The following is an 11,880-nucleotide window of genomic DNA, read 5'->3' as shown; positions in this document are numbered from 1 at the left end:
CTCAGAGCCCCTTGAGGAACCCCGCCAGGCGCATCAGACCTTCCGGCCACGGACCGTGCCCGCTCGCCACGTTGATGTGGCCGGATTCGCCAGCGTCCACCAGGGCGGAGCCCCAGGCATAGGCGAAGTCCTCGGCCCGGTCATAGGCGCAATAGGGGTCGTTGCGGCTCGCCACCAGCAGTGACGGGAAGGGCAGGGGATCGCGCGGCACTGGCGCGAAATCCGTGACGCTGGACGGCAGGTCCGGCGTCCGCTCCACGTCCGGGAACGCCACGAGGAGGGCGCCCCGCACCTTGCCCTCGGGAAAGGCGGGCGCGGCCTGGACGGAGGCGACCACGCCGAGGCTGTGGGCGATGAGCATCACCGGCCGCGTCGCCGCCTCCACCGCCTCGACGATGCGTGCGCGCCACGATGCCGCTTCGGGATGGTGCCAGTCGTCCTGCTCGACGATGCGGGCATTGGCCATGCGGGCGGCCCAGCCGGCCTGCCAATGGCCGTCTTCCGAGCCTGCATAGCCGGGGAGGATGAGGATGTCGCAATCGGCGAGCTTCATTCTGCCCCGATAGCGGCTCGCTCGCGCGGCGTCGAGACGGGTGAGGGGAATTGGGCAGGCGTCACCGCGCCGAGTGAGATGCCTCCGGGCTGCGAGAGGCGGCGGCCCATCATTTTCATCGAGCGCCCGCGCGGATCACGGTTTCCCGCGTTAGCCGAGTGTCGCGCGCTCAGGCGTGCCCAGGAGGATGGACATGACGAAGCTCTTCATCGCCAATATCCGCGCAGCCAAGGGCTTTCGCCCGTTGGTCACGGTCCGGGCTGCCGCCGAAGGTGAGGCCAAGGTCTTTCTCGCCGCGGCCTATCCCGACGACGAGATCGTCGATGTGGTCGAGCCGAGCGACTGGGTCAGCGATGCCGATACCGGGTCCGCGCCGGGTGATATCCGCGAGCATGCCGGCGTCGAATGGCAGTCCCCGTGAAGCGTGAACGAGACGAGGGGGCGACGGCTCCCCTCGATTCCGGCGCGGCTTTCATTGGCTAGAACTGCGCCCGACCACCGCCGTCCCAGACCATCGGCCAGCCCCGACACGGCCATGAGGAAGGGCCTCCGGAAATGGACCAGGCCCGGGCCGCTCCACACCGTGAACCGCTCCGTGCAGCCGGTGGTGTTCATCGCGCATCGCAGAGGGACGAGACAGAAGAGATCGCGCCCTATGGGCCTTCCCGCAGGGCATCGACGGCGTGACCGGCGAGGTTGGCCCCCAGGAGCCGCTCGGCGTCGAAGCCCCCCAGCGGCCGAATGCGGCCCGGCAGGTCGGCGATGTCGCGCTGCCGCCGGAGGCCGGCTTCCCGCGCCGTTGCCAGGGTGACGGCCTCGAACCGGATCGGATCGCCCGGCCGGCTTTGGGCGAGGCGGCGCAGATCGGCCGAGATCACCGTGGCGATCTTCGGATAGCCGCCCGTGGTCTGCCGATCCGCCATCAGCACGATGGGCAGGCCGTTGCCCGGCACCTGGATCGAACCCATGACGGTGGCGTCCGAGACGATGTTGTAGCCCCCCTCGCCATGGGCGATGGCGGGGCCGTCGAGTTGGTACCCCATCCGGTCGGCGCGGTGCGACACGGTGAAGGTCGAGCCCAGCAGGGTGTCGATCCCGCCTTGCGGGAAGCGGTCGGCCTGGGGGCCGAGCATGACGCGGATCGGCGCGTCGCGGTCGAGGGGAACGGCATCGGTGGTCCGGTCGCCCGGTGTGTTGCCCTCCGCAGTGGCGAAGGTCAGATGGTCGCCCGCTTGGAAGAGCCGGCCGTCGGCACCCCCGATCCCGGCGCGGAGATGGAGCGAAACGCTGCCGAGCACGGCGCCCGCCTCGAACCCGCCGGCCACGGCGAGGTAGGCGAACGCTCCCTCACGGGGCGGGTCCACGATGAGTTCGGCGCCTTCCGCCAGAGTCGCGGTGCGGTGGCCGGTGAGGGGGGCTCCGTCGATACGCAGGGTGCAGGGCGCGCCGGCACAGGCGAACCAACCCCGTCCCGCCTCCACGACGAAGCGACCGCCGCCGAAGCCGAGTTCGAGGACCGGCGCGTCGGGGGCATTGCCGACGAGGACATTCGCGGTCGCCATGGCGAGGCGATCCATGGCGCCGGAGCCGGAGAGGCCGTAGCGCTGGTAGCCCCGTCGTCCGCCATCCTGAAGGCTGAGCGCGCCGTGGCATCGCGCGATGACGAGACGCCCGCTCACGGCGTTGTCTCGCAGTCGACGATGCGCTCCCCGGCCCCCGCGGCCCGGTCGAGTTCGTCCCATTTTTCCGGCTCGATGGGCAGGAAGCGGATCGCGTCGCCGGGCTCGAACAGGAAGACCGGGTCGCGCCCCGGCAGGAACGAGCGGACGGGGGTCCGGCCGAGGAGATGCCATCCGCTGGGGGCGGCGATGCTCGCCACCAGAGCCTGCACGCCGCCGATGGAGATGGTCCCGGCCGGCGTCACCGGCCTTGGGCTCTCCCGGCGCGAGAGAGCAAGGCTCGGGTCGAGGCCGGAGAGATAGGCATAGCCCGGCAGAAAGCCGTTCATGGCCACACGGTAATCGGCGGCCGCATGCCGGGATACGACCTCGTCGGCGCTCAACCCGTGATGGGCGGCGACATCGGCGAGGTCGATGCCGAACGCACCGCCATAGACCACGGGAAGGCGCCAGAGTCGGCGCGGCGTCGTCCCGGCGGGGACCGTACCGACCAGGGCGAGGAGCGCGGATTCAAGCGCGCCGGGCTCGACCGCGCAGGGATCGAGGTGGACGGTGAGCGACCTGTAGGTGGGAACGGCCTCTATGAGCCCCGGTATGCCGGCATCCCGCACGGCGCGGTCGAGGGCCAGGACCAGCGCGTTGGCCTCGGGGTCGATGGTCTCACCGAACTCGACGGTGATCGCGGTATCGCCGCACCAGAGCAGGCGGGGCTGAGGGGCTGCCACGGGTCGCAAGGCCTCGCTCGTCGGATCGTCTCCCCAGTCCCAACACGAAGGGGCGGCGCTGTCGAGCGCCGCCCCCTCTTTCATCCTGTAACCCCTTGGGGAAACCAGGTCTCAGTGCGACCGCCCCGGCGATACGTCGGGCTTGCGGAACGGCTCGGAACCGCCCTGGGTCGCCGCGTTCAGGTTCTCGGGGTCGAGGGCGCTTTCCACGAATTCACGCCCGCGGTCGGCGAAGTCGCGGGCGTAGCGGATGCCCTGATCCTTCACCTCGTCGGCCCACGGCCCCACCGTTTCGTCCTCGCGGCGCGTCCTGGGAAGGAGGGCACCGAGAAGCAGGCCCGCCGCGAGGCCGACGACGCCCACGAGGAGCGGGTTCTCGGTGACGAACTGCTCGACATTGGTCTTGCCGCGGTCGAGGCGCTGGCTTCCGCGCTCGGCGAACTCGCCGATACTGCGGCGGGTGGACCGGTGAGTGTCCGACGCCCAGCCGCGCGCGTCGTCATAGGTCTCCGACGCGCGGTCGATCAGCGCTTCCGCCTTGTCCTTCACGGTGTCACGCGCATCGAGTGCGGCCGCCTTGGCGCGGTCGGCATAGCCCTCGGCCTTCGCCTGGGCATCGTCGGCGAGGTCGCCGGCCTGGTCGCGGATGCTGCCCGCCGTCGCCCGTGTCTCGGCGCGAGCACGGTCGGAAATGTCATGGAGCGAACGGTTGGTCTCATCGCTATTAGGAAGGCTGGCGGCGCCATGGGGAAGGCCGGCGGCGAGGGCGATGTCGTCGGGAAGGGAGCTCTTGGGCTCGCCCGGTATGCTGCTGTGACTCATGGAAACGGCTCCTGTCGGATGGGAGATGGAGCGGCGATGCCGCTGCCGGGTCGGTCAGGTTTCGATCGGCCTTTGCAGGCCTAAATCTGTGTTTCCTCCGCCAGTTCCTTCACGGGCTGACGGGTCGGCTGGTCGGGGTCGTAGGCCTTGCCGGCCGCGCCCGGTGTCACCGGCAGCGCACCGTTGGGATCGATGAGCGGACGCTTGGTCAGCGTCTGCCGATCCTTGCCGGTGCGATGCAGCAGCCAGCCGATGCCGGCCGCGATGAGCAGGACCGGAACGGGATTGCGGCGGATCGCATCGAGGGCGCCGTCATAGGCTCCGCTCAACGGTGTCCGGCGGACATTGCCCAGCATGTCGTCGACGATGCTGGGTACGGAGAGCCTGTCCTGGATACGGTCGATGGTCTGGTCGAGGCGGGCACGGCTCGCCTCAATGTCCTTTTCGAGATCGTTCAACGATTCACTCATCCCGATACCCTTTCCGACAATGCGCGCGCGTCCTGGCGCATCTGCCGTGTCGTGCGGGTCGGCGCCAGGGTGGAGAGGGACATGGCGTTCCGTCCGATCAGGGCGAAGACGATGGCGACCACCAGAAGCACGCCGCCGACGATGAGGGCGGACAGCGCTTCCGAATGCACCACCGTGGCGAGCCACTTCACCAGCGCGTCCACGAGGACGAACAGGGCGACGACCCCGAACACGCCGGCGCCGACCATCAGCGCGAGGCCGATGAACAGCGTGCGGACGTTGCTCGTCATCTCGGTGCGAAAGAGCGCCATCTCCTTGCGCGCGAGTTCGCTGGTCTCGCGCAGGGCATCGCCGACGAGGCTTTGAATGCTGGATTGCGGGCCGTTCGACATGACGTCCGGCCTAGCTGCGGAACGCGTCGCGGGCATCGCGGTGGGGCGCGATGCTCGACGACTTGATGAAGCGCGAGACGACGAAGCCGGTCACGAAAGTCGCGACGGCAACGGCGACGGGAGCGCGACGGGCGAAGGCTTCCGCCTCGTCGTAGAACTCGGCGAAGCTACGGTTCTCGATGGAGGTGCCGAGCTGTTCGAGACCCTCGGCGGCGCTGTCGAAGAACGCCTTGATGTTCGGCTGCTCCTCGAAGGACTTGCTCGAATCCCGCAAGCCCTGGGCGATATCGTTCACCGACTGGGCGGCGTCGCCCTTCCGGCGGTCGGCATAATCGGTGGCCTGCGCCCGCGCGGCGGCGACGAAGCCCCGGCCGCGCTCGACGGCCACGTCGGCGATGCCCTCGACATCGCCCTTCAGCGCACGCCAATCACCGGTTGGAGTAGCAGCCTCGCCGGAGCCGATCCCGGGGGCGTTCGCCGCGGATGCCGGGCCAGTGGGTTGATTTGCGTTCACGCGCATACTCCTCGGTCACTTGTGGGCTGTGTCACTTGTGGCTCTTCAACAACATGGAAACAGACGCGGTTCCGCAAGGAATGCTCATCGTCGAACGGTGGGCGAGGGACCGGCCGCGACATCCCCGCCGATGCGCGCCAAGCCGCCTTCCCATAAGACCGTTCGGCGTCGCAAAACCGATGACGGACCGGCATCGTCGGGCGGGGGACGGGTCGGGTTGATCCACTACGGAACCGACATTCGTCCTCGCCTGCCCTGGCCGTGGGCGGCGCGGTCGGTTAGGTTGGCTGAAGGAATATGAACAGACGTGGCTGTATCGGACGGATCACGGTCGCGTTACGCGCGTTGAACATCGGAATGTCTTGTCCGGCGCGCCCCTGGCGCGCTGCACGCTGAGGACCGGAGCCCGCTGAGTGGCACGCCTTGTCATCGTATCGAACCGTGTGGCCATCCCCGAGGACAGCGGGAAATCCGTTGCCGCCGGAGGCTTGGCGGTCGCCGTCAAGGAGGCTTTCACCTCCTATGAAGGTCTGTGGTTCGGGTGGAGCGGCAAAGTCGTCGAGGATCCGTCCGAGGAGCCCGAGCTCATCGATCGTGGGCGTGTCCAGTACGCCGTCGTCGATCTCTCGCCTCAGGACCACCGGGAATATTACAGCGGGTTCGCCAACCGCGCCCTCTGGCCAATCATGCATTATCGGCTCGGTCTCGGTGCGTTTTCCCGTTCGGATTATGCCGGTTACCAGCGCGTCAATCGCATCTTCGCGCGGGCACTCGCCAAGCTGATCGAGCCCGACGACATCATCTGGGTCCACGACTATCACCTGCTGCCGCTCGCCTCTGAGCTGCGCGGCCTCGGCATCGCCAACCCCATCGGCTATTTCCACCACATCCCCTGGCCGGCCGCGGACGTGTTCAACACGCTTCCCGCCAGCAACGACCTCCTGCGCGGCATCGCCGATTACGACCTGATCGGCCTGCAGACCGACCCGGACGTGCACAACCTCTCGCGCAACCTCATCGACGAGTTGAGGGCGATCCCCCTCGGCGGCGGCTCGCTGATGGTCGACGGGCGCCGCACCCGCATCCGCAGTTTCCCGATCGGCATCGATGTCGCTGGGTTTAAGGAGGCGGCGGAGAATGCCGGCGCCAACAAGACCGTCCGTGAGACCATGGCTGGCCTGCGCACCCGCAAGCTCCTCATCGGCGTCGACCGGCTCGATTACTCCAAGGGCGTGCCCGAGCGGATGGAGGCGGTGGACCGCTTTTTCGCCTCGAATCCCGACCAGCGCGGCAACGTCGTCTACCTCCAGATCACGCCGAAATCCCGCACCGAGGTGCCGGAATACGAAGAGCTCAGCCGCGAGGTGAACGAGACTGTCGGCGAGATCAACGGCGCCCTCGGTGAGCCCAACTGGACCCCGATCCAGTATGTGACGAAGGCCTATCCGCGCCCCGTCCTGGCGGGTCTCTATCGCGCCGCCCGCGTCGGCCTCGTGACGCCCATGCGCGACGGCATGAACCTGGTCGCCAAGGAATACATCGTCGCCCAGACGGCGGACGATCCGGGCGTCCTCGTCCTGTCGAAATTCGCCGGCGCCTCCCGGCAATTGCCCGAGGCCCTGCTGGTCAATCCCTACGATCGGTTCGAGGTGGCGGAGGCGATCCGCACGGCGCTCTACATGCCGCGCGGCGAGCGGATCGAGCGCTGGAAGCCCATGGTCGACCGCATGACCCGCGAAGACGTGGATTGGTGGGCGCGCAATTTCCTCACCGATCTAGAGAATTTCCGGACCATCGAACGCGAGCCACCCCGCGCGGCCGCCGCCGCCGCCGAGTAGCGGTTTTCTCCCTGTCGGTACGACAGGGAGGGCCTGATTGTCTCCCTTGGCAGCGTGCCGGGATAGGCAGCGGGCGGGAGACCGGGGTATCGTTCTTGCGTAGCCCCGTTCCGATTTCCGGCTCGCGTTCTGCGAGCCGATGCACCTGCGAAAGACGTCTATGATCGGCATCGACGATGGCGTGCCCGGGCCTCTCGGGGCGCATTTCGACGGCCGGGGTGTCAATTTCGCGCTGTTCTCGGAGAACGCCACCGGCGTCGATCTGTGCCTGTTCGAGCCGGGCGAGCGTCATGAAAGCCATGTCGTCCCGCTGCCCTGCCGCACGGACGACGTCTGGCACGGCTATCTGCGCGGCGTGTATCCTGGCCAGCTCTACGGCTACCGGGTCCACGGCCCCTGGGACCCCGCCAACGGCCATCGCTTCAATCCGGCCAAGCTGGTGCTCGACCCCTATGCGCGGGAAATCCAAGGCCGCATCCGCTGGCATGATTCCCTCTACGGGCACCGTCGCGGCCTCCAGCGGGAGGACCAGATCGACCGTCGTGACAGCGCGGCCTTCATGCCGCGCGGCGTGGTGACGACGTCCGACCTGCCCGAACTCGCGATCACGCCCATCCGTCGTCCCCTGGGACAGACGGTGATCTACGAAGCGCACGTGAAGGCGCTGACCCAGCGTCACCCGGCCATCCCCGAGGCGGAGCGCGGCACCTACGCCGCCCTGGCCCATCCGGCGATCATCGAGCACCTGCTGAAGCTGGGCGTCACGGCGATCGAGCTCCTCCCGATCCAGGCCTTCGCCGACGACCGGTTCCTGGTGGAGAAGGGGCTCGTCAATTTCTGGGGCTACTCGCCGCTGGGCTATTTCGCGCCGGAGCCGCGCTATCTCGGGGCGGCCGGGATCGGCGGCCTCAAGGCGGCGATCCGCGAACTCGCCGCCGCCGGGATCGAGGTCATCCTCGACGTCGTCTACAACCATACCTGCGAGGCCGATCATACCGGACCGACCCTGTCGTTCCGGGGCATCGACAATGCCAGCTATTACAAGCTGAACCCGGAGAACCGGCGGCAGGAGATCGACTGCACGGGGTGCGGCAATACCCTCGACCTCGACCATCCCCGGGTGATGCAGCTCGTCCTCGATTCCCTGCGGCACTGGGTGACCGCCTATGGTGTGGCGGGGTTCCGCTTCGACCTCGCCACCAGCCTCGGCCGCACGCCGCACGATTTCACCGCCAAAGCCGCCTTCTTCCAGGCCATCGCCCAGGATCCGGTTCTCTCCCGCGCCAAGATGATCGCGGAGCCGTGGGATATCGGCATGGGCGGCTACCAGCTCGGCGCCTATCCACGCGGCTGGGCCGAGTGGAACGACCAGTTCCGAGACAGCGTGCGCGGCTTCTGGCGCGGCGACCACGGCATTCTGCCGAAGCTCACGCAGGTCCTGTCGGGCTCGCGGGAGATCTTCGCCGGCTCCGGCCGGTCGCCGCTCGCCAGCATCAACTACGTGGCGAGCCACGACGGCTACACCCTGGCCGACGTCGTGGCCTACGAGGAGAAGCACAACCACGCCAACGGAGAGGACAATCGCGACGGCCACGGCCACAACCTCTCGCGCAATTACGGCGTCGAGGGCCCCACCGACGATCCGGCGATCCTGAGTCTGCGGGCGCGGCAGAAGCGCAACCTCATGGCGACGACCTTTCTGGCCCAGGGCGTGCCGATGCTCCTTGCCGGGGACGAGCGGTCACGCAGCCAGAACGGCAACAACAACGCCTATGCCCAGGACAACGCGGTCAACTGGCTCGATTGGGAGACTGATCCCGATCCCGGACTCACGGCCTTCGTCGCCAACCTCACGGCCTTGCGCCGCGAGCAGCCGGCCCTGCGCCGCCTGACCTTCCTCACCGGCGCCATCATCGGGGAGGGACCGCTGCGCGACGTCCACTGGCTCTCGCCCTGCGGCGCGGAGATGGACGACGAGGCTTGGGGCGACGGTCACCGGCAGGCCTTCGGTATGCAGATCGGCAACGACCTGCCGAGCGCGGACCGCCTGCTTATCCTCATCAACGCCGCCGACGAGGCGATCGATTTCACCCTGGCCCCGGTCATCGGCGGGCCGTGGATGGTCTTCTTCGACACCACCCGGCCGACCGGCATGGTCCAGGCCGGACAGGCGCTGTTTCCCCCCAACGCGCGCCTGCGCCTCGATCCCCGTTCGCTCTACGTCCTGCGCGCACGACAGGCAGCGTCCTACGAGATCTGAGGGGCGAAGCGGCCGGTTCGGACGCCCGCGCCCCGATCAGCGCTCCTCCACGCCGCGCCATGCCGGACGACGATCGGTCTCCGCCAGCGTGTCGCGCGATGCGCTCGCGATGGCCCCCGCCACCTTCTGGACCAAAGCGTCGGCACCCTGGCGCAACGCCTTTTCGCGGACATCGCTCGGCAGGGCGTCCCAGGCGAGAGAGGCGGTGTTCTCCACGGTCGGCGCCGTCAGGGGCGCCGCGAGCCCCGGATCGTCGCGATGGGCGGCGAGGTAGGAGAGGATGCCGATCGCCAGGCAGGCGCGAATGAGGAACGACATGGAAGTCCCGGGTTGGTTCGGTGCCGGCCGTGAGCGGCCCGTTGTGACCGAGCCTCGGCGCAGAACGTAAAGCGCCTCTCACGCACGCCCTGAAATCGAGAACCATGGTGAACGCGGCTTTGCCGCCATGCCCCTGCGAACCGGCATGTCGTGCCCGGCCCTGTGGATAGCGGGCGATGTGCCCCGAAAGGGGCCGTCCACCGAATAGGCGTGGTTACGGACCGGAAAGCATCCGCGAACAATCGGTCGGGTCTGCGCAACACTCGCTTAAGTCCGGTCTGCGAGGTTTGGCCTCAGTCGAGTTCAAGTCGAACCCGAGTCAAAGTCCAGCAAGGGGCGACGAAGCGGCCGTCGAGGCACTTCGCGCTGTGCGTGTGCGTATTGCGTATCTACAGCGGCCTGGCTTCCATGATCGATCTCCGGCTCGCCGGGCTCGTCCACGAGTCGGTGGTCGAAGACGAGGCCGTGCGTTTCCGGCACGAGCGGTTCCTGGTGTCGCGCCTCGCGACCGGGATCGTGATGATGGCCGCCCTGCCGCCTTACCTGCTCTGGCGGGGCGTCCCCACCGGCCTTGAAGTCCTCGCCATCGCCAGCCTGATGCTGCCGGTCTTCGCTGCCGTGTTCCTGTCGCGGACGGGGATCCTGTGGGTCGCCCATGCCATCTCGTCGGCGGGGCTCACCGGCCTCGTGGTCTGCCTCGCCCTGATGTCGGGCGGCGTGAACTCCGCCGCCGCGATCTGGCTGGTAGCGATCCCGCTGGAGGCGGTCGTGTCCGGTTCGCGCCGGGCGACGCTGGCTGCCGCCATCGTCGCGATGATCGGCGCCCTGGTCGTGGCGTTCCTGCCGCACGGCGCCATCTCGCTGCCTCTCCTCGACCTGTCCCGGTCCCTGGCGATGCCAGTCTTCGCCATCACCGCCATCGGTCACGTGGCCGCCCAGGCCATGGAGCATCTGCGCCACGAGGGCCGCTGGCTCGCCCGGATGCGTGACAACGAGATGCGCGACCGCATGCTGCTCTCGGCCATCGACGACCTCGTCACCTGGCACGACCGGAACGGTCGCGTCATCGAAGCCAGCGCCTCCTCGTCGCGTTTCGTCGGCATCGAGTCCGTTCGCCTGCGCGGGCACGGGCTCCTCGACCGGGTCCATGTGGGGGACCGTCCGGCCCTTCTGCAGACGATCAGCGACGTGGCCGCCAGCGGCATGCCGGCCACCGTCCAGTTCCGCCTGCATCTCGACCCGGCGGCCCTACGCGCCGAAGGCGAGCCGCGGGTGATCTTCGCCGAGATGCGGGCCCACCGCATCGCCGGCACCCAGTCGGGGGTCGAGGGCTCGAGTGTGGTCGCCGTGACCCGCGACGTCAGCGAGCATCGTCGCCACGCGGAGGAGCTGGAGCACGCCCGCGCCGAGGCCGAACGCGCCGACGACCTGAAGAGCCGCTTCCTCGCCACTGTCAGCCACGAGCTGCGCACGCCGCTCAACGCCATCATCGGCTTCTCGGAAGTCCTCGCCGGCCAGGGCTCCATGACCCTCGGTCCCGAGCGGAGCCGCGAATATGCCGAGATCATCGGTAGCTCCGGGCGCCATCTCCTCGACGTGGTCAACGCGCTCCTCGACATGTCGCGGATCCAGAGTGGCAATTTCGATTACGTTCCCGAGGCGATGAATGTCGGCTCCCTGGTGCGGACCTGCTGCGATCTGATGCAGCTGCGCGCCGATCAGGGCGGGATCACCCTGGTGCGCGGCACCGACGCTGCGGGCATCGAGATCACGGCGGATGCACGCGCCTGCCGGCAGGTGCTCATCAACCTCCTCTCCAACGCGGTGAAATTCACCGCGCCGGGCGGACGGGTCGAAGTCTCCGTGCGGCGAAGCGCGTCGCATCTCGACATCGTGGTGGCGGATACGGGGATCGGCATCGGCGCCGATGACCTGCCCCGCATCGGCGCCCCGTTCTTCCAGGCCGGCGGCGGATACGACCGGACCCATGAGGGAACCGGGCTCGGTCTCTCGGTGGTGCAGGGGCTGGTCGGCCTCCATGGCGGCAGCATCTCCATCGAGAGCGCCGAGCGCCAGGGCACCAGCGTGACCGTGACGCTGCCCATCGATTGCCGGCGCGGCTCCAGCACCGCTCCCCCGGCCCCGATCCGCACGGGGGTTCGTCGCTCGGCGCCCCTGCCGGTCGCGGAGGGGATTGTGGTCCCGGTGCGCCGCCCGATCGGTCTGTTCGACCCCGCGCCGGAGGCGGTGAGCGAGCGCTACATTCCCATGCAGCGCGCCGGATGAGCCCCTCGTCCGATCACCGCAAC

Annotated in this window: 12 protein-coding genes; 4 read left to right on the top strand and 8 right to left on the bottom strand. The window is 68.5% G+C overall.

What is annotated here, in order from left to right; genetic code table 11:
* Position 1: 1 nt before the first annotated feature.
* Positions 2-553, bottom strand: coding sequence for an alpha/beta hydrolase (locus ASF26_RS03995; RefSeq protein ID WP_018042231.1), 552 nt, complete (start codon positions 551-553; stop codon positions 2-4).
* 193 nt (positions 554-746) lie between these two features.
* Here ASF26_RS03995 and ASF26_RS03990 point away from each other — a divergent pair, with 193 nt between their 5' ends.
* Positions 747-974, top strand: a complete 228-nt coding sequence (locus ASF26_RS03990) for a hypothetical protein (RefSeq protein WP_056150188.1) — start codon at positions 747-749, stop codon at positions 972-974.
* 232 nt (positions 975-1,206) lie between these two features.
* Here the strand turns inward: ASF26_RS03990 and ASF26_RS03985 are convergent, their stop codons facing one another.
* The 6 genes from ASF26_RS03985 to ASF26_RS03960 form a co-directional block, all read right to left on the bottom strand.
* Positions 1,207-2,232, bottom strand: a complete 1,026-nt coding sequence (locus tag ASF26_RS03985) for a biotin-dependent carboxyltransferase family protein (protein WP_056250036.1) — start codon at positions 2,230-2,232, stop codon at positions 1,207-1,209.
* Entirely contained in the window at positions 2,229-2,957 is a 729-nt protein-coding gene (pxpB, locus tag ASF26_RS03980) for a 5-oxoprolinase subunit PxpB (protein WP_056250034.1), read from the bottom strand. The genes ASF26_RS03985 and pxpB overlap by 4 nt, the downstream gene beginning before the upstream one ends.
* 111 nt (positions 2,958-3,068) lie before the next feature.
* A complete protein-coding gene (locus ASF26_RS03975) occupies positions 3,069-3,779 on the bottom strand; it encodes a hypothetical protein (protein ID WP_056250031.1) in 711 nt (236 codons plus the stop codon).
* Between the two features lie 80 nt (positions 3,780-3,859).
* Positions 3,860-4,249, bottom strand: a complete 390-nt coding sequence (locus ASF26_RS03970) for a DUF3618 domain-containing protein (RefSeq protein WP_056250028.1) — start codon at positions 4,247-4,249, stop codon at positions 3,860-3,862.
* Complete coding sequence (locus ASF26_RS03965; protein ID WP_018042238.1) at positions 4,246-4,641, bottom strand: phage holin family protein; 396 nt, start codon at positions 4,639-4,641, stop codon at positions 4,246-4,248. Before ASF26_RS03965 ends, ASF26_RS03970 begins: the two co-directional genes overlap by 4 nt.
* Positions 4,642-4,651: 10 nt before the next feature.
* Positions 4,652-5,161: a hypothetical protein gene (locus tag ASF26_RS03960; protein ID WP_056250025.1), complete on the bottom strand. Its 510-nt coding sequence runs from the start codon at positions 5,159-5,161 to the stop codon at positions 4,652-4,654.
* A 407-nt stretch (positions 5,162-5,568) separates the two neighbouring features.
* Here ASF26_RS03960 and ASF26_RS03955 point away from each other — a divergent pair, with 407 nt between their 5' ends.
* Complete coding sequence (locus ASF26_RS03955; protein WP_056250024.1) at positions 5,569-6,993, top strand: trehalose-6-phosphate synthase; 1,425 nt, start codon at positions 5,569-5,571, stop codon at positions 6,991-6,993.
* Positions 6,994-7,153: 160 nt separating this feature from the next.
* The gene (gene glgX / locus ASF26_RS03950; RefSeq protein WP_056250022.1) at positions 7,154-9,253 is read left to right on the top strand and encodes a glycogen debranching protein GlgX; all 2,100 of its coding nucleotides are present in this window, start codon (positions 7,154-7,156) and stop codon (positions 9,251-9,253) included.
* A gap of 36 nt (positions 9,254-9,289) precedes the next feature.
* On the opposite strand, the gene ASF26_RS03945 is transcribed toward glgX, so the two are convergent.
* Positions 9,290-9,571, bottom strand: coding sequence for a hypothetical protein (locus ASF26_RS03945; protein WP_056250019.1), 282 nt, complete (start codon positions 9,569-9,571; stop codon positions 9,290-9,292).
* A 408-nt stretch (positions 9,572-9,979) separates the two neighbouring features.
* On the opposite strand from ASF26_RS03945, the gene ASF26_RS03940 reads away from it, so the two are divergent.
* Positions 9,980-11,857 carry an ATP-binding protein gene (locus ASF26_RS03940; protein WP_156462856.1) on the top strand — a complete coding sequence of 626 codons (1,878 nt, stop codon included), beginning with the start codon at positions 9,980-9,982 and terminating at the stop codon, positions 11,855-11,857.
* Positions 11,858-11,880: the final 23 nt, after the last annotated feature.

It is taken from the genome of Methylobacterium sp. Leaf93, from assembly GCF_001422345.1.
Taxonomy (GTDB): Bacteria; Pseudomonadota; Alphaproteobacteria; order Rhizobiales; family Beijerinckiaceae; genus Methylobacterium; species Methylobacterium bullatum.
The sequence above is the reverse complement of the archived record's forward strand: the minus strand, read 5'-3'. Positions and strand labels throughout refer to the sequence as shown.